16 protein-coding genes and 1 pseudogene are annotated in these 19,082 nt (G+C 36.4%); 16 read left to right on the top strand and 1 reads right to left on the bottom strand.

Annotated features, from left to right (window positions below; genetic code table 11):
• Positions 1-216 precede the first annotated feature (216 nt).
• The 9 genes from BTR25_RS16180 (at position 217) to BTR25_RS28650 (ending at position 11,151) form a co-directional block, all read left to right on the top strand.
• Positions 217-1,269, top strand: a complete 1,053-nt coding sequence (locus BTR25_RS16180; RefSeq protein ID WP_075689081.1) for a tartrate dehydrogenase — start codon at positions 217-219, stop codon at positions 1,267-1,269.
• Between the two features lie 182 nt (positions 1,270-1,451).
• Positions 1,452-2,792 (top strand): 2-hydroxycarboxylate transporter family protein, encoded by a 1,341-nt coding sequence (locus tag BTR25_RS16175; RefSeq protein WP_075689080.1) that lies wholly within the window; start codon positions 1,452-1,454, stop codon positions 2,790-2,792.
• Positions 2,793-2,956: 164 nt separating this feature from the next.
• Entirely contained in the window at positions 2,957-3,985 is a 1,029-nt protein-coding gene (locus BTR25_RS16170; protein WP_075689079.1) for a glyceraldehyde-3-phosphate dehydrogenase, read from the top strand.
• Positions 3,986-4,129: 144 nt separating this feature from the next.
• Positions 4,130-5,716: a phosphoenolpyruvate carboxykinase (ATP) gene (gene pckA, locus BTR25_RS16165; protein ID WP_075689078.1), complete on the top strand. Its 1,587-nt coding sequence runs from the start codon at positions 4,130-4,132 to the stop codon at positions 5,714-5,716.
• Between the two features lie 80 nt (positions 5,717-5,796).
• Positions 5,797-6,996 carry an NADP-dependent malic enzyme gene (gene ystJ, locus BTR25_RS16160; RefSeq protein WP_075689077.1) on the top strand — a complete coding sequence of 400 codons (1,200 nt, stop codon included), beginning with the start codon at positions 5,797-5,799 and terminating at the stop codon, positions 6,994-6,996.
• A 186-nt stretch (positions 6,997-7,182) separates the two neighbouring features.
• Positions 7,183-8,787 carry a DcuS/MalK family sensor histidine kinase gene (gene dcuS / locus BTR25_RS16155; RefSeq protein ID WP_175596805.1) on the top strand — a complete coding sequence of 535 codons (1,605 nt, stop codon included), beginning with the start codon at positions 7,183-7,185 and terminating at the stop codon, positions 8,785-8,787.
• Positions 8,780-9,496 (top strand): response regulator, encoded by a 717-nt coding sequence (locus BTR25_RS16150; RefSeq protein ID WP_075689076.1) that lies wholly within the window; start codon positions 8,780-8,782, stop codon positions 9,494-9,496. Before dcuS ends, BTR25_RS16150 begins: the two co-directional genes overlap by 8 nt.
• A gap of 598 nt (positions 9,497-10,094) precedes the next feature.
• Complete coding sequence (locus BTR25_RS16145; protein ID WP_075689075.1) at positions 10,095-10,673, top strand: SF0329 family protein; 579 nt, start codon at positions 10,095-10,097, stop codon at positions 10,671-10,673.
• A gap of 190 nt (positions 10,674-10,863) precedes the next feature.
• On the top strand, positions 10,864-11,151 hold the full coding sequence (locus BTR25_RS28650; protein ID WP_083652419.1) for a cupin domain-containing protein: 288 nt from the start codon (positions 10,864-10,866) through the stop codon (positions 11,149-11,151).
• A gap of 401 nt (positions 11,152-11,552) precedes the next feature.
• Here BTR25_RS28650 and BTR25_RS16135 read toward each other — a convergent pair whose 3' ends face one another.
• A complete protein-coding gene (locus BTR25_RS16135) occupies positions 11,553-12,392 on the bottom strand; it encodes a hypothetical protein (RefSeq protein WP_075689074.1) in 840 nt (279 codons plus the stop codon).
• Between the two features lie 885 nt (positions 12,393-13,277).
• On the opposite strand from BTR25_RS16135, the gene BTR25_RS16130 reads away from it, so the two are divergent.
• From BTR25_RS16130 to BTR25_RS28490, 7 genes and pseudogenes are all read left to right on the top strand, one after another.
• Positions 13,278-13,826 (top strand): Fic family protein, encoded by a 549-nt coding sequence (locus BTR25_RS16130; protein WP_254842731.1) that lies wholly within the window; start codon positions 13,278-13,280, stop codon positions 13,824-13,826.
• A gap of 752 nt (positions 13,827-14,578) precedes the next feature.
• A pseudogene (locus BTR25_RS27175) lies at positions 14,579-14,737 on the top strand (conserved phage C-terminal domain-containing protein); the annotation flags it as partial.
• Positions 14,730-14,987, top strand: a complete 258-nt coding sequence (locus BTR25_RS16120) for a thioredoxin domain-containing protein (RefSeq protein WP_075689072.1) — start codon at positions 14,730-14,732, stop codon at positions 14,985-14,987. The pseudogene BTR25_RS27175 and the gene BTR25_RS16120, both read left to right, overlap by 8 nt.
• Before the next feature lie 508 nt (positions 14,988-15,495).
• Positions 15,496-16,269, top strand: a complete 774-nt coding sequence (locus BTR25_RS16115) for a MurR/RpiR family transcriptional regulator (protein ID WP_075689071.1) — start codon at positions 15,496-15,498, stop codon at positions 16,267-16,269.
• Positions 16,270-16,344: 75 nt separating this feature from the next.
• Positions 16,345-17,796, top strand: coding sequence for a glycoside hydrolase family 1 protein (locus BTR25_RS16110; protein WP_075689070.1), 1,452 nt, complete (start codon positions 16,345-16,347; stop codon positions 17,794-17,796).
• A 127-nt stretch (positions 17,797-17,923) separates the two neighbouring features.
• Positions 17,924-18,574 carry a histidine phosphatase family protein gene (locus BTR25_RS16105; RefSeq protein ID WP_075689069.1) on the top strand — a complete coding sequence of 217 codons (651 nt, stop codon included), beginning with the start codon at positions 17,924-17,926 and terminating at the stop codon, positions 18,572-18,574.
• A gap of 359 nt (positions 18,575-18,933) precedes the next feature.
• Entirely contained in the window at positions 18,934-19,068 is a 135-nt protein-coding gene (locus BTR25_RS28490) for a hypothetical protein (protein ID WP_303046844.1), read from the top strand.
• Positions 19,069-19,082: the final 14 nt, after the last annotated feature.

Here is a 19,082-nt window from a genome sequence, read left to right as displayed (position 1 = left end):
GACTCCTCGAAAATGCTATCGCATTTTCTTCGTGCGTGGGTAAATTCAAGGATGTAAATCAATGTCCTGCGGGACTAGCAGGTCAGGGTGAGACCCCACAGGCGCTTAAGCGCCGAGGAGGCTCACCGACCGCCCGCGGAAAGCGAAGTGACTGGAGCGCAAATCAACAGACTTGTTTAACACTAACTATAATACCTTACATAGGGAGAAAACAGTATGGAAAACGTAAAGATATCAGTTATACCAGGAGATGGAATTGGAAAAGAGGTAGTACCAGCAACACTTAAGGTATTAGACACTCTTGCTGAATTACATGGAGGGGTAAAGTTTCATTTTGAAACTCATCCGTGGAGCTGTGAGTATTACTTAGAACATGGAGAAATGATACCCGAGGATGGAATGAAGCGGCTAAAGGAAACCGATGCGATTTATTTAGGAGCAGTTGGAAACCCGACATTAGTACCTGATCATGTGTCTTTATGGGGATTATTAATTAAAATTCGTCGTGAATGTGAACAGGTGATTAATATCCGTCCTGCAAAATATATTCAAGGTGTTAAATCACCTCTTGCAGATCCTCGAGATTTTGATTTTATTGTTGTACGTGAAAATAGTGAAGGTGAATACAGTGAAGTTGGTGGAAGAATTCATAGTGGCCAGGATGAAATCGCTGTTCAAAATGCTGTTTTTACTCGAAAAGCAACAGAGAGAACAATTCGTTATGCTTTTGAACTAGCGAAAGGGCGTAAAGGAAAAGTAACAAGTGCCACCAAATCCAATGGGATTGTCCATAGTATGCCGTTCTGGGATCAAGTCTTTAGAGAAGTGGGACAAGAGTATCCTGATATTCAAACAGAAAGCAATCATATTGATGCATTGTCAGCTTTCCTAGTTTCTAAACCACACACGTTTGACGTCATAGTGGCTAGTAATCTATTTGGAGATATTTTAACAGACCTAGGTGCAGCGATTATGGGAAGCATTGGAATTGCACCTGCTGCAAATATCAATATCAATGGAAAATATCCATCCATGTTTGAACCAGTTCATGGCTCAGCACCTGACATTGTGGGACTTAGTGCAGCCAACCCAATTGGCCAACTTTGGACAGCTAAAATGATGCTAGATCACCTTGGTTACCAAGATCTTGGGACACTTCTATTAAAATCGATCAAAACCACCATTAATCAAGGAATTAAAACTCGTGACATCGACGGTACATCAAACATGCATGAGGTGATTGATGCAGTCATCTTAAACTTAAAATGACAAACGAGGGTCAGGCATTGTATCTTCTCTTATTGAGAAAAAATATCGATAAAAAAAGTAAGCTACTTTTTGTTGTTTACTTTTTTTATTGCCAAAAGTAATAATAAAACTTTCATAAACTATTTTTCCTTTAAAGAAACAACTACTATGTAGAGCAAGAGCAGTAAAGGAGGAATAATTTCATGGAAACAGCAAGAAAATTGGAAACGCTTCAATATGAAGAAGAAAAAAAGGGGTTCCTTACAAAGTTCAAACAATTAAAGGTAGGGGTTATTCCGTTGCCACTTTATTTAGTATTAGCGGCAATAGTTTATGGTGCATCTGTTTATAATCAACTGCCTCCAGACATGATAGGAGGATTTGCAGTTATTATGGTGCTTGGGATTCTACTAGGGGACCTTGGGATGAAGATTCCTATTTTAAAGGACATTGGCGGACCTGCTATATTAGCTCTACTAGTTCCATCTGTTCTTGTATTTTTTAATATCTTTAATCCGGCCTCGATGGAAGCGGTAACAACATTAATGAAAACGTCTAACTTTCTTTATTTGTATATTTCTGTTTTAGTTGCTGGAAGTATCCTGGGAATGAATCGCAGAGTCCTAATTCAAGGTTTCTCAAAAATGTTTATACCGCTTGTTCTCGGAACTATAGCATCTATTGTTGTTGGTTTATTAGTTGGAGTACTTTTTGGATATGAAATGAAGCATACCTTTTTCTATATTATTGTTCCTATTATTGGTGGAGGAGTTGGTGAAGGGATTTTACCCTTATCACTAGCATACTCGCAAATTTTAGGTGGATCAGCTGAAACGTATGTATCTCAAATGATTCCTGCTGCAGTCATTGGAAATATCGTTGCAGTCATATGTGCAGGAGTAATGAAAAAATTAGGTGAAAAAAAGCCAGAGTTAACTGGAAATGGCGTATTAGTCAAAGCAAATGAAGGTGTAAAAGAGATGAAGAACGAGAATACAAATATAAATGCCCCAGTCGATTTTTCATTAATGGGTGCAGGTTTACTGCTTGCCTGTGGTTTTTTCATCTTCGGTCAATTTGCCCATATGTTTTTAGGTATTCCGGGTCCAGTTTTAATGATTGTGGCTGCTACATTGGTTAAATGCCTTCAGCTAATGCCGGCAAAAATGGAACAGGGTGCATATCATCTTTATAAATTTGTTTCTACTGGTTTAACATGGCCGCTTATGGTAGGGCTGGGAATGTTATTTATTCCATTGGAGGATGTTGTGAAAATTGTAACTCCTGCATATGTGGCAGTTTGTATGTCTGTTGTGCTGGCAATGGTTGGGACAGGATATTTTGTTGGTAAATTCCTAAATATGCATCCGGTTGAGTCAGCGATTGTAACTGGGTGTCATAGCGGATTAGGGGGAACAGGGGACGTAGCAATTCTGTCTGCCTCCAACAGAATGTCATTAATGCCATTTGCACAAGTAGCAACAAGACTTGGTGGTGCTTCTACAGTAATCATTGCAACGATCTTAATGAAGCTATTAAGTTAAAACGATGAGGGAAATCAAGGGAAGTTTGGTGTTCACTCCAAGGTTTTGTCAATAATAAAAGGAATTAAGCCTTGCCGAGTCTCCAGGTGTAACCGAGCCATGATACGCCGTTTTAGATTTATAGATAAATAGTAATCCTAATTAACTAAGGAGGACATATTAATATGATTAATGTTGCTATTAACGGGTTTGGCCGTATTGGAAGAATGGTGTTTCGTCAAGCGATAAAAGAAAGCTCATTCAAGGTCGTAGCCATTAACGCGAGCTATCCAGCAGAAACATTGGCACATCTTATTAAGCGCGACACAGTACACGGAAAGTTTGACGGCACGATAGAGGTATCACAAGATCATTTATTGGTCGATGGTAAGGTGGTTCAACTTCTAAACCAACGTAATCCGCAAGAGCTTCCTTGGAAGGAACTAGGCATAGATGTTGTGATTGAAGCAACAGGGAAGTTTAATGCAAAAGAAAAAGCAAGTTTGCACATAGAAGCTGGAGCAAAGAAGGTTATTTTAACAGCTCCTGGTAAAAACGAGGATGTTACGATTGTGGTTGGTGTAAACGATGAGCAATTAGATATTACAAAACACGATGTAATATCTAATGCTTCTTGCACAACTAATTGCCTTGCTCCAGTCGTTAAGGTATTAGATGAACAATTCGGCATTGAGAATGGTTTAATGACTACTGTACATGCATATACGAACGATCAAAAAAACCTTGATAATCCACATAAAGATTTACGTAGAGCTCGTGCTTGTGCACAATCCATTATTCCAACTACAACAGGCGCTGCTAAAGCATTAGCAAAGGTTCTGCCACATTTATCCGGCAAATTACATGGTATGGCACTGCGTGTTCCGACTCCAAATGTATCGCTTGTAGACCTTGTAGTAGACGTGAAATGTGATGTGACAGTGGAACAAATTAATGATGCCTTCAATAATGCGGCTCAAGGATCAATGAAGGGAATTGTTGAATTCTGTGATTCACCGCTTGTGTCTGTAGATTTTAATACAAATCCAAGTTCATCTATTATTGATGGCTTATCTACAATCGTTATGGGAACTCGCAAGGTAAAGGTTCTTGCCTGGTACGATAACGAATGGGGCTACTCCTGCCGCGTTGTAGATCTCGTAAAGCTAGTAGCAAATCAGTTTGCTAGACAAAAAGATATGCAATATGTTTGAGTCGATGACTTTATTACTTAGGTTCAAATACTTTCAAAAGTACCAACAAACCCCTAAAAATAGTATGAATCATATACGTTGATGTATGTACTATTTATAGAGATTACGAGAAATTTTTAAAAAAGATAAAAGGATGATATAGATATGAATAATGTGAGCGTTCAAATTGAATTACATGAGTTATTAAATGGAAGTAATGCACAAGTTCAGTTAAGTGTTTCACAGTTAGTGGAAAAAGTAATTAAGAGAGAAGAAGGAGAATTAACTTCAACCGGTGCTGTTTCTGTTTCAACGGGTAAATATACAGGACGTTCTCCTAAAGATAAATTCATTGTTAAGGAAGCATCTACTGTAGATAAAATTGATTGGGGCACTGTTAATCAATCGATTTCAGAAGAGCATTTTGATAATCTGTACACAAAGGTATTAGAATACTTAAAAGAAAAAGAAGAAATCTTCGTATTTAAAGGCTTTGCTGGAGCGGATCACAGCTCTCGTCTTCCAATTCAAGTAATAAATGAATTTGCTTGGCATAACTTATTTGCACATCAATTGTTTATTCGTCCGTCAGAGGTTGATTATCCGAATCAGGATGAACTATTTACAATCGTAGCTGCTCCAACATTCAAAGCTAATCCAGAAATTGACGGAACAAATTCTGAAACGTTCATCATTGTTTCTTTCGAAAAGCATGTAATTCTGATTGGCGGTACTGAGTATGCAGGTGAAATGAAGAAATCCATCTTTTCTATCATGAACTACTTGTTGCCGGAACAAGACATTTTACCTATGCACTGTTCTGCAAACGTATCTGAAGAAGGCAATACGGCATTGTTCTTCGGCTTATCCGGAACAGGTAAGACAACGCTTTCTGCAGATCCAAACCGTAAGTTAATCGGTGATGATGAGCATGGCTGGTCTGATAATGGTGTATTTAATATTGAAGGAGGTTGCTATGCAAAATGCGTCAACTTATCTAGGGAGAAGGAACCTCAAATTTTTGATGCCATTACATTCGGTTCTGTATTAGAAAATGTTGTCATCGATGAGAATACTGGTCTTGCAGATTACAACGATGTATCTCTAACAGAAAATACACGTGCAGCATATCCAATTGACGCAATCGATAATATCATGCTTCCAAGTGTTGCCGGACACCCAAATACAATTGTGTTCTTAACAGCTGATGCATTCGGCGTACTGCCTCCAATCAGCAAGCTGTCTAAAGAACAAGCTATGTATCATTTCTTAAGCGGTTATACTAGTAAGCTGGCAGGAACAGAACGAGGGATTACATCTCCACAAGTAACATTTTCTACTTGCTTCGGTTCTCCGTTCTTACCGCTTGACGCATCTCGTTATGCAGAAATGCTTGGAGAAAAAATTGAAAAGCACAATGCAAAAGTATTCTTAGTGAACACTGGATGGACTGGCGGAGAATATGGCGTAGGTCAACGTATGAACCTTTCTTATACTCGCGCAATGGTGAAAGCAGCACTTAACGGAGAATTAGAAAATGTGGAAACTGCAAAGGACGATATCTTCGGTCTAGATATTCCACTTCATGTACCAGGTGTACCTGTTGAAGTATTAATTCCAGAAAAAACTTGGACTGATAAGGAAGCTTATAAAGAAAAAGCCTTAGACCTTGCCAGCAAATTCAATGAAAACTTCAAAAAGTTCACAAGCGTATCTGAAGAGATTGTTAAGCTGGGCGGACCTTTAGTATAAGGAAAAGCGGACTCAACTGTTCAGCTTTTACGGAAATTTGATAGAGATATAAAATTTAATAAAGGTAGGGAGATTCTGTTATGTCAATCTTACGAGAAGAAGCATTAAAGATGCATCAAGAAAATCAAGGTAAACTTAGTGTTAGTTCTAAAGTCCAAGTACGTAATGCGAAAGATTTAAGTCTTGCATATTCACCTGGTGTAGCTGAGCCATGTATGGCTATTTATGAGAATGAAGATAAAGTATATGATTATACAATGAAAGGAAATCTGGTTGCTGTCGTTTCAAATGGAACCGCAGTCCTCGGGCTTGGAAATATCGGGCCAAAAGCAGCTATGCCGGTTATGGAAGGAAAGGCATTGTTATTTAAAGAGTTTGCAAATGTTGATGCTTTTCCTTTATGCATAGATTCAACTGATACGGATAAAATTGTCGAGCATGTTAAAATGCTGGAGCCTACTTTTGGCGGAGTCAACTTAGAAGATATTGCTGCACCACAATGCTTTGAAATTGAAAAGCGTTTACGTGAAGAATGTGATATTCCTATTTTTCATGATGACCAGCATGGAACGGCTATCGTAACCGCAGCTGGATTAATAAATGCTCTTAAACTAGCAAACAAAAATATTGAGGATATTCGCGTCGTAGCAAATGGAGCCGGAGCTGCAGGTGTAGCTATTGTAAAGCTATTGCTGAATATGGGTGTTAAAGATATCATTTTATGTGATACAAAAGGAATCATATATAGAGATCGTCCGGTCGGTATGAATAAATTTAAAGAAGAAATGGCAAGCATTACGAATAAAGAACAAAGGCAAGGAACTTTAGCAGATGCATTGCAAGGTGCTGACGTGTTTATCGGGGTCTCTGCTGCAGGAGCAGTTACGAAAGAGATGGTTCGTTCGATGAATGAGAATCCGATCATTTTTGCTATGGCTAATCCGGTACCAGAAATTATGCCGGAGGAGGCAAAAGAAGCGGGAGCACTAGTAGTTGGAACAGGACGCTCTGATTTCCCGAATCAGGTTAATAATGTCCTCGCATTCCCCGGAATTTTCCGAGGTGCTTTAGATGTTCGTGCGAAGGAAATTAATGAGGCAATGAAAGTTGCTGCAGTGTATGCAATTTCTGGACTCATTACTAGTGATGAATTGCATGCTGATTATGTCATTCCGGATCCATTTGATATAAGAGTAGCGAAATATGTAGCAGCTGCAGTTGCAGCCGCAGCAATAAAAACAGGGGTTGCGCGGAAAAAATTTGATTGCACGACCACCTAATGCTTCGTTGTGCTTGTAGTAAGGAAATTATCTTATCCAAAATCCTCCAAATTAAGTTAAGATAGAAATTTTACTTTTAAAGCCTTCCTAATAATTTGTTTAGGTAAGGCTTTTATTTTACAATAGCTTAATTAAAGCTGCATTATATGAAAGAATATGCAGGAACGCTTTTTAGGAGTGGACTCATTGTTAAAACAAAAATTGAAGCTAAGTACCATTATTATTTTCTTTGTATGCTTGGTTGTTCTTTTATCATTGTTTTTTACTGATTTATTAATTAGTCATACAGTAGGCGAATCGATTCGTAACAATCAAGAAGAAAAAGCAAAGATTGTATCAAGAACTGTTGCCAAATCTGAAATTGTTAGAAGTGGGCTTGAGAAAGATGATGATAGTGGTGCAATCCAAGAGTATACATTCGATATTCAACAAGCAGCTGATGTACTTTTTATCGTAGTGATGGATATGAACGGAATTAGAAAATCTCATCCAGATCCTGGGGAAATTGGAAAACACTTTATCGGCGGAGATGAAGAAGTGGTATTAAACGGAAAAGAGTATGTCTCGATATCGAAAGGGACACTAGAGCAGTCATTACGTGCATTTACTCCTATCTATAATAATGTAAATGAACAGATAGGAGCAGTTGTAGTTGGGATATCTCTTAATAATGTTGAACAAGCACTTGAAAAAAGTCATAAAAATATTGTAATTGGCTCGGTCTTAGGTATTATTGTTGGTATCATAGGCGCAGTTTTCCTTGCAAGATACATTAAAAAGATTTTATTAGGATTAGAACCATCTTCGATTGCTAAAATTCATGAAGAACGAAATACGATGCTGCAATCCGTCCATGAAGGAATTATTGCAGTTGATAAAAATGCAATAATAACTCTTGTCAATAAATCAGCTTTACGAACATTTACGAATATGGGATTGTCAGGTAACCCTGTAGGAATGAAACTAAACGATTATTTTCCATTTTCAAAATTGGAACGAGTATTAAAGACAGGAAAGTCTGAAAAAGATGAAGAGATTACGCTCAATGGTGTGACACTTTTATCTAATCGGGCTCCTTTGATCGTAAATAAAGAAATTGTTGGAGCCATTTCAACGTTTAGGGATAAAACAGAGGTCCATCAATTAGCGGAACAATTAACAGGTGTTCGGATGTATGCGGAAGCATTGCGCGCCCAGTCACATGAGTTTATGAATCGACTGCATGTTATTCTTGGAATGGTTAAAATGGGGTTTTATGATGATTTAATGGATTTTATAAATGAAATTGTGGATCATCGTGTAAACGAAGTTAGTTATGTTACTAAAAATATTAAAGATCCAGTTCTTGCTGGGTTTATTATAGGCAAGCTTAGTACAGCTAGAGAAAATAAGGTAGAGATGAAAATAGATAATGAGACAATCATTCCCAAACCCAGTGAAGAACATGTTACCCATGAATTAATTACGATAATTGGAAATGTCGTAGATAATGCAATGGAAGCCATGAGTGAAGTGAAGGAAAAGAAGTTAAATTTAAAGTTAAACTATAATAAAAATCAACTTCTAATTAAAGTACGGGATTCAGGACCGGGTCTTAAAAAGCAACAGTTTTCTCACATATTTCAAAAGGGGTTTTCGACAAAGGGAGAAAATCGAGGTTACGGATTATATTTAGTTAGTAAAAGTGTTGAAACTTTAGGAGGGTCCATTCGGTTAAACTTAAGTGTTGAAAAAGGCACAGAGTTTATCATTCAACTTCATTATAAGGGAAAGGAAGAGACAAATGATTAATGTTCTAATTGTAGAAGATGATCCGATGGTAGCTGAGTTTAACAAACGCTACTTGAAAGAAATCGATGGTTTCTTTTTAGTTGGTACTGCACATACAGTAAATGAAGCAACAAAAATCATTGATAATCAAAAATTGGATCTTGTCCTTTTAGATATTTATATGCCTGGTGAAAATGGTTTAACCTTATTAAGTAAAATTAGAAGAGAAAATAAAGAATTAGATGTCATTTTAATCACTGCGGCCACTGACATAGATAAAATTCAGACGGCATTAAGATATGGAGCTGTAGATTATTTAATTAAACCATTTGAATTTGAAAGATTTCACCAAGCACTTACTTCGTACAAAGAAAAATTCTTCTATTTAAATCAACAAACTGAGATGAGCCAGAAAGATCTAGATAAGCTTTTATTGGTAAAACAGGATGAATTTAAAGCGGCTGAACCATTAAAGCCTTTGCCGAAAGGACTATCTAGGAAGACTTTAAATATCGTTTTTTACGCTATTAAGGAGCAAGGGAATGCTCCATTTACGACAGATGAAATGGCAGAAATGACAGATATTTCGAGAGTTTCCATTCGAAAGTATTTAAAGTTTTTAAATGAGGTTCATGTTATTGATGAAACATTAACCTATGGTATAGGTAGACCTCTGTATTCCTATATATTTAATAAATCAAATCAATTTATACTAGAACAATATGAGTAATTTTAAAACGAGATGAAACGACTATATAAAAGCAATGAAAGGAATCCAATATGGTTGATGGTCGCTCATTGAGTTCTTATTATTTATTTAAATATACGCAACAAAATGCTAACATTTTGCTAACGCAATTCAGTGAAAAGCAAATATTCCTGTTAAAGATGTTACAGACAAAATTTAGAAAAGCCTTGATTTACCGCACTTTTCGCACACATTGTTAAAGATATTACACATTCTCACCATAGGGTAATAAAGCCGTCAATTCCTTGATATATAAGGGTCTGTATGTAAGATGAAAGTGAAATGCTAACATAAAAGATTAACCGGAGGCTTCTCATCAGTTGTAAAAACCTTTGGGAGCTTCTTTTGTCACGTGGATGGAGGATATGCCGATCACCGAATGATCATATTGGCAAAGCTAAAAGGGAAGTTTATACAGAAGTATTTGAAGAAATGGAGGTGACCCTGATGGGTCACCTCCTATTTCTAATAGGGATGATTATTATTGATGCATTATGCTAGATGTGTTGGTTATTGTATTATGGATAATAGAACGATTGCCTCAATAAATATATATTATTTAAAAGTTAAGGAGAACTACATGACCTGGAGCAAATTGAAGCAAAATCTGGAGAGTTTTCTCTGTCCTGCATTATATGGAAGGGTTGAATACCGTGCAACAAGCTACTCTTATTTACCTGATAAAGCAGGAATTTGTTATATTGCAGTAGATAAAAAGAATGTACTCAATATGAGTGACATAACTACCTTAATCAAATGGTATCAGACGGAGTTGGAAATTAAGAATGATTCTGATATCCAAATTCCTATCAACAGTGAGGAAATTGAAGCCGTAAGAAAAGAAACCAAGGGGAAAGTTCCTGAGGATCGTCTACAGGTAATTGCTAGAGGTAGAAAATTATCAGAATATGCAAAGGAGCTTTTGTCAGCGCAGTCATCATTAAGTAAATCTAATTTTATCATTGTAGCTAATAAGTTTTTATCCACTTCTATAGAGGAAAGCCTAGAGAGCAATGATATCCTATTGAATATTCTAGCTTTGGTGGACAGACGGGTAGGAAAAAAACGAATTTTAAAGATGAGCGAGAAGATGAAGTTAAAGCATCCAATTGTGCAGTATTTTTATGAACTACGGCTTAGTACGTTAGATAATAAATAATTCATCACCTGAACATTACTTCTTGCGAAAAATTTACCGCCATGTAGATTTAGTTTTATTCATGATCTGGGAATTCAGAAGAATGGAACCCTTCCCATCGACTAAATAATAAGGGTTTCAACACTATTAATCTGAGAGACAACAAATTGTTTAGATATTTTTTTTATGCTAAAGTATTGATAATTATTGAATTGAAGGCGGAGGAACATGCATTACGAATTATGAGCAGATTGATTATCAGGTTGATTTACCAATAAAAATTTTTACACATACAGTTGAACATTTCCCCTATCATTGGCATGAAGCGACTGAAATCCTTTTCGTGCTTGAAGGTGAATTGGAGATCCGGGTAAATCAAGATGACTACAACCTGAGAAAGGGTGATATTTTTCTTGTAAATAGAAGAGATTGTTACGATGGATTAATCGATAAGATAAAACGGAAACTCACCCCAAATATAATGAAGTGCCAGGCATAATTCTACTTGGATGGTGCCTGGCACTTTTTTTATTATGTCCATCCTTTTGCTAATTGCTTTACCTAACTGTCTAATACCTAAAACAAACTAACCGCCATCATTCACATCTATGTGGAGGCTTGGCGTATTACGGGAGGACAATGGGGATTAGGAAAGTTCAGTGAAATGAATTAAGATAAAAGGATAATTATGGTACTATAGCAAAACTCTAATTTACCGCTCTCTAAGCACACCATGTTAAAGATATTACACACTCTCACCTTAGGGGCGGCATGATGTAATTTAACCATATTGGTTAAGTACATTTTCCAAACAAACTAAGAAAAAAACACTCCTTTAAAATATTGGGAGTGGTTTTTTTTGTTGTAAAATCGCCTATCCTACACGTAACTGAGCCTATCTTAACTACTAAGTTTAATGTATTTCTTACCTTTTTGCGGATAGATTCCATCAGTTTGAAACCACTCCCATAGCAAGGTACCGCTCTTTCGGCCGATACAACCGCTCATAATGAGTCCGGGGACGATTATATGGGTGGGTAAGCCTTTTACATAATAGGTTATATAGGTATTAAATTCTTTTAATACAGTAATCTGGTCAATGACACTTGTTACTTCAAAAAGGCTGTCCCTTCTTTTCGTACATTGCTTGAAACTCTGATTCGCTTTTTCGATTTGCTGCTCGGGGCTAAAGTCTTTCTGATGGAGTTGTGGAAAGTCTCTTAAAAAAATAGTATTCAGCACTTCCTCACATAATTTCAGGTCGGAAATGGCTTCTTTTGAAAACTTATTAACAACTGGAAACCATGTTGTACCACTCCGTTTATCAAGCCATTGGATAAACATTTTTAATTGGTAAAGGAAGGTTTCTACTTGTTTTTGTTCAGGGGTAATATGCATGACAAGTGGTAAGTGTGTGAAAATCAGTTCTTCCCAAAATGGTCGCTTACATTTTTTCCATGAGGAGGGACAGTCATCTTCCAACACGTTGGACATGAAGTTTGATAAGATGCGGAGAAACTCATTGCGGTCTTTGTCGTAGGGGCGTTCTAGTTTGTAATCTATAAAATCTTTTCCATAAAATAAAAAGTGTCCACGGTGCCTCATGTCAAATTCAGCACTTATCTTCATATTTCTTACCATAATTTCGTGTTCCTGTGGATTTTCAAAATGTTTCAATAACACTTTCATCTGCGGTTCTTTCTCGTCATGAATATTCTTTGTACTGTTGATGTTCTTCATTAAATCAACCTGCTTTCATCATGAGTGGATTTTGGGTAAGAAGTGAGGGAGGTGAAGGGAAACTACAGAGACTACTTGTATTATAGCGTTTTACGAAACCTATAAACGGTTAATATATGTTACTTTTGTGTATTTTAGGAAAAAATTCAGGAATGATGAATTGAAATAGACTATGTATTAACCACCCTTTTTCGTCGACAATAATTTTTCTAGTAAAACTGGTATTAAACCGGTTTAAAAGAATTAACTGCACTACTAATCAATCGATTAATTGGGATAACTACTAGTCTGAATTTGTAAAACTATGTACTTTGCTAGTTTATATTGTGGGGATGGGAATGGAATCTTAACAACGATAACTATTTTATGACAATAATTACTCTTGAAAAGAGACAATAGCATGCTTGATAAAGGGCTTAACCACAATTTAATCAAACGCTTGTTTAGTAGAATTGGCACTAACCAAACGTTTAATTATATTCACTCAAAATGCTGATAAACATGGGTTAAATCCTCTTGGACGGGAAGAATATTGTCGAGAAGATGATCTAGTAAAAATGAATTCATCTGATGGTGATTTTCATTAGATTTATATTGTTAAAGAATTGTTTTCTTGGCTAATTATAGAGATAGAGATATTAATGTTTAGAGTAGTCTTTTAGATATACAAAAACAGCTAAGTCAAGTTTATTAAATTCTTACTATAATGAACCTTACCTTTACTAAATATTTGATTCCAATCGGCCGTTACCTAAATATACAGTAAAAAGCTTACGCGAAAAGTTATTACTCGAATGGACATATAATACAAATGCAATTGAAGGAAACACGCTAACGATCAACGAAACGAAGGTAGTGCTAGAAGGAATTACTGTTGGTGGCAAAATGCTGCGTGAACACTTGGAGGTTATTAATCATCGGGATGCGATTCACTTTGTAGAGGAAATTGTACAAAAGGGTGAACCTTTGTCAGAGTGGCAAATTAAGAATCTACATCGACTTGTACTAAAAGGAATTGATGATGAATATGCAGGTGGATATAGGGAACAGCAAGTTTTTATTTCCGGTAAACACATACCTCCAAATCCCTTCCTTATAAAAGAAGAGATGGAGCAGTTGATGGCCTGGTATGAACAAGTAGAAACAAAAAAATTACATCCAGTTGCTCGTGGAGCTATGCTACATGCCATTTTTGTTGGAATTCACCCATTTATTGATGGAAATGGTCGGACATCACGGTTGTTGTTGAATTTGGAACTTATGAAAGACGGTTATCCACCAATTGTTATTAAAGTAGAAAATCGCCTAGCTTATTATGTAGCATTAGATAAAGCACATACACAAAAAGAATATGATGACTTTATTAAGATAGTCGCGGGCGAAGCAGAAGATTCATTAAACCTATATTTAAGTACAATAAATAGAAACGCCTAGTAAAATATACAGTAGAGTTGGCAGTTCTAAGATGACACCCCTACATCATTTTTTATCTGAGAACATTTTGCCAACGCAATCCAAAGAATAACAATAAATCCACGTTAAAGATTTTTCAATCTCACCATAGGGGCCGCATGATAAGGCTTTTAAGCCGTTATTTTTCCCCATACTGAGAAGTACTAAATGTAGAAAATCCATATCAATAGCTAAAGCCACTTCCTTATCATTAGGGAGTTTTTTTTTGCTTTAGTATACAAATTAAATGAATATCAAAATTAGCAATGCCGTTTAGGAATACTAGCAGGGCATTTTGGATCTTGCATCAGCAAAAAATGACCAACCCGAATCTATCATCCTGACATTTAGTTCGATTCAGAATGACATGTAGAAATACTCCTATTGACCCAAGCAGTACCAGAGATTTCTTCATTAGATTACTTCAAAGAATACTTCAGAGTATAGTTTACTCTTCCACTATCAAATTCCCTAAGCAAAAAATATTTTCTTCCAACCTAACCTTTTTACTTCTTTATATATATATATATCTGTTGAAGGGACTTAATCCATTCGGCGGGCTGTTCGCGTCTTACGACGGGACGGTATCAATGTTCCTTACAAAAAGATTCTATAAAGGAGAGATTCAGATGAGTAGGTTACTAATCAATGAAAGTCCAATCATGATTATTCCGAGTTTTGCAGTTAAGCTTGATTTAAATGAGGCAGTGGTGTTGCAGCAAATTCATTTTCATAGGGTCGTCGATTTGAAATCAGCTGAATGGCTGGGCGACCCTGATTGGAATAAGTTCCTGCGGCCGGAGACGTTGTTTGGGTCAAAATTTGAATCGTATCTCAATCAGCAGGAAGGTAAGAAGAGAATGTCTGAGGATGATTTTGACTTAGATGAATAAGAAAGAGATTTATACGTTGATGGTACTTATCGAAGCCTATTATGAAAAGTTTCAGTTTGATCAATATAAGCTGGATTCCTGGCATGTGGTCTTGCGAAAATATTCCTTTGAAAGAGCACATGAGAATCTATTGGAATTTGTGGCACATTCGCCGAATCCGCCAAAGATTAGTGATTTATTCAATAATTCATCGGGTGGCCGCTATATCCCACGTATATATGAAATTGATATGACTGCAGGGGAAGATTGATAGAGAACCAGTTTGATAGATTTTTTTCGCACTTATATTTTTCGACATAAATCTTTCAAGAATACAGGGTAACTCTTGGTTTGAAAGGATTTACTGTCCTTTTAATTAAACGATTAGTTGGTAGAAAAACCTGTTTGCAATTGTAAGAATAGGTAGTTTGTTAGTTTTTATTGTCAGTTTTGAAGATAATTCCTATAAATCACAACGTCTATACGACAATTAATTTACCTGAAAGCAAGGAAAGCTCTGTTGTTAAAAGGGCTTAGACGGTAATTAATTAAACGATTAATTAGGTAAATTGGTGTTAACTAAACGATTGATTAGAAAAGCCTTACATGCTGTTACACCTGTATTTAATGATCCTAAGTGTGAAGAGAATTGTCGAAAGGGGTGGCTAGTAAAAATGAAGGGAAGCCCCTCGACCATTGATGAAAATTAAAATGGCTGCCATTGAATACAATTGTGGTTCATAAGGAAAAGTGATAGTATTTTTTCTGAGGTGGCAAATATGGAGCAATTGATCTATACCCTGTTAGCATACATAAATAATTCCCTTGATAAGGACATTAATTATTCCATTGCCAAAAGCTTACTTGAGCATATCGATAAAATTGAGAGATTTTCTCTAGAAACAGCAGCAGAAGCGTGTAATGTTGCACCTTCTACAATCAATCGCTTCTGTAAAAGATTAGGATTCAGGAATTTTTCGCACCTAAGAAGTAGTGCTGCTATGCAGGTTGGTGCCTATTCAGGTGATGAATATGAAAAGTTATTGAGCCCAGACATGTTAGAAAAGAAATTAAAAGAAAATATAGAGATGATAGCAAATATTAAGACGGAACAGTTGGAACGGGTCGCTTCCAGTATTTACGAATCTAAAAAAATCGTAATTCTTGGTTTTGAAAAAAATCAAATTCAAGCGTTGGAGCTTCAAAAGAGGTTACTGCTTTTAGGAAAGTTTTGTGAATGCAGTACAAATCTTTTTAAACAAGTCGACGCTTTATCTCTATTAACGGAAGAAGATATGATCATCACGATTTCTATTCAGGGAAACATCTTAATGGAAGAGTTAGCCATCATTGATAAAATTGAAATGGCCAAGGGGAAGAAATTACTTATTACCTTTTCGGACGCCCTAAAACAGCAAGAAGTGTTTGATGAATTATTACAATGTGGAAAAATAGAAAACAGTGCAGTTAGTGCATATACGTTATTACGCCTGTTTGATGTGTTAGTTTATCGGTATCAAGAGCAATATTCATCCCGAAACTGGTCTAAATGAGACCAGTTTTTTCAATTTCATATGTGTATGATTGAACATAGATACGATAATAAAAGAATGAGGGAGGCAATATTTATGACAGAAAGCCGTTTTCCAAAAGGTTTTTTATGGGGTGGAGCAACTGCTGCCAACCAGTTAGAAGGTGCCTATAATGAGGGTGGAAAAGGATTATCCATTTTTGATATGGTTCAGTTTGTGCCAAAAGAAGACCGTACAAATGACATTGAGATGGATGTTAAGAGTAAAATAGAGTTAGAAGAATTATTAGCGGGTAAAGAGGGAGACAACTTCCCAAAACGCCGTGGGATTGATTTTTATCATCGTTATCAGGAAGACATTGCGCTATTTGCAGAAATGGGCTTTAAGACTTTCCGTATGTCAATTTCTTGGCCGCGTATCTTTCCTACTGGAGAAGAAAGCCAGCCAAACGAAGAAGGTTTAGCATTCTATGATAAAGTGTTTGATGAACTGGAAAAGTATGGAATTGAGCCGTTGGTGACCTTATCTCACTACGAAATTCCACTGAACCTAGTTCAAAAATATAACGGTTGGGCCGATCGCCGTTTAGTTGATATGTTTGTTAACTATGCGGAAACAGTGTTTAATCGTTACAAAGATAAAGTGAAATATTGGTTAACTTTTAATGAAATTAATATTTCTGTATTCTCGCCATATATTGGCAGCGGTATTTTAATCGATGAAGTCGAGAACAAAGAGGAAACGGTATATCAAGCACTGCATCATCAGTTTGTTGCAAGTGCAAGAGCAGTAAAAGCATGTCATGACATCATTCCCGGTGCGAAGATTGGCTGTATGCTAGCGCGTATGGAAATCTATCCCGAAACGTGTAATCCAGATGATGTATTAGCTGCATTAAATGAAGATCAGAAGAATTTATTTTTCACAGATGTTCAAGTACGCGGATACTATCCTAGCTTTATGCTTAGCTATTTTGAAGAGAAAAATATTCAGATTGATATGCTGCCAGGTGATGAAGAACTGTTACTAAATCATACGGTAGACTTCCTGTCATTCAGCTATTATATGTCAATGGTTGCTTCTGCTAATGACAAGGAAAAAGAATTAGGTAACTTCTTCACTGGTGTAAAAAATCCATACTTGCAAGCATCGGATTGGGGATGGCAAATCGATCCTAAGGGATTACGCATCACGATGAAGAAAATGTATGACCGATATCAGGTACCTTTATTTATCGTAGAAAACGGATTAGGTGCGTACGATCAGGTAGAAGAAGACGGTTCGATCATGGATGACTACCGCATCGACTATTTACGATCTCATATTGATCAGATGGGCGAGGCGATTAAAGAGGGAGTAGACTTAATCGGTTTCACAAGCTGGGGCTGTATTGACCTAATTTCCGCAAGTACATCTGAAATGTCTAAACGTTACGGATTCATTTATGTAGATCAAGATGATTATGGTAACGGTACTTTAGCAAGATCGAAGAAAAAATCGTTTGACTGGTACAAAAATGTAATTGCAACGAATGGGGAAGAGCTGTAATTTTCAAATTTCAAATAGACAGTGTTCCGATCCTTGGATGGGTTGGAGCACTGTTTTAATGAATATTGGAAAATAGTGAGGCTACAGTGAGTTAGCTTTGAAATGGATGATGGAAGTAGGTGGGGTTATGGGAAAAGTAAAATTATATCTCATTAGACACGGTGAGACCTATTTGAATCATTATCAAAAAATGCAAGGTTGGGCAGATAGTCCTTTAACAGAAGCAGGTAAAACAGTAGCTATTGAGACGGGGAAAAAGCTGGCTAATACCTCCTTTGAACGTGTGTATACTAGTGATTTAGGAAGAACGGTTGAAACTGCAGAAATTCTAATTGGACAAAACAAGCATAGCGATCAACTGGCTATACGAAAGCTTAAAGAATTTAGAGAATTATTTTTTGGCAGCTTCGAAGGGGAGTACAATGAGGTTGCATGGAGTAAGATCGCTAAGGAAAATGGTTATTCAGATAATGTGGAAATGATGCGCAACCAACCGATTGAAAAAGTAGTGGATTCGTTGCATAAGGCAGACCCACTGCAAGATGCAGAAACGTTTGCAGCGTTCTCAGAGCGTGTTGAAAAAGGCTTGGAGATCATTATGGCTGAAAGAAAAAAAGAAGATGAAAATATACTGCTTGTTAGTCACGGTGTCGTGATTATGCATCTACTCCATAAATTTGCTGAAGAACCAATTGATCCAATAGAAATTAGGAACTCTAGTATTACTCATATCGAGTACACGGAAGAAAAATACAAAGTAATTTCTTATAATCAATAAAGGGAACAAATTCTTGAAATACCATCTCAAGGGCGACATGCTTTAATAAAACAGGGCATATCATTAGTCATTTGTATATGCCTTTTCTTTTACAATCATCCAAAAAATTCTTCTTTCAAAAGGTCTTCCTGGGATTATTAAATCTAGTGGGAGGCCTTTTTGCATTCCTTGGAAAGTGTTTTTGCTTCTAATTAGCAATGTTCCTTATTCCTAGTAAACATCTCGGCTATTGTACAATTAAGTATTGACGAACTTACCTGATATGCTAGAATAGATTTTATATTTTGAAAATACTGTGTATAGGCCTTAGTTTTTTTTGAAATTAGGGCTATTTAGTTTAATGAAAAGGGGGGGGTTGGGTGTTTATTGCGATGATGATTTGGGTTGGCATGATGTTTTTTTCGTTTCTTTTAGGTACTTACCTTTGCTATAAAATTGAAAAATCAGGTGTCAAACGTTGGGGTGCTACAGGAAAGATTTTTAGGTATAAATAAGATATAAAGAGAGG

The sequence above is a fragment of the Bacillus sp. MRMR6 genome (assembly GCF_001940785.1).
Taxonomy (GTDB): Bacteria; Bacillota; Bacilli; order Bacillales; family Cytobacillaceae; genus Neobacillus.
The sequence above is the reverse complement of the archived record's forward strand: the minus strand, read 5'-3'. Positions and strand labels throughout refer to the sequence as shown.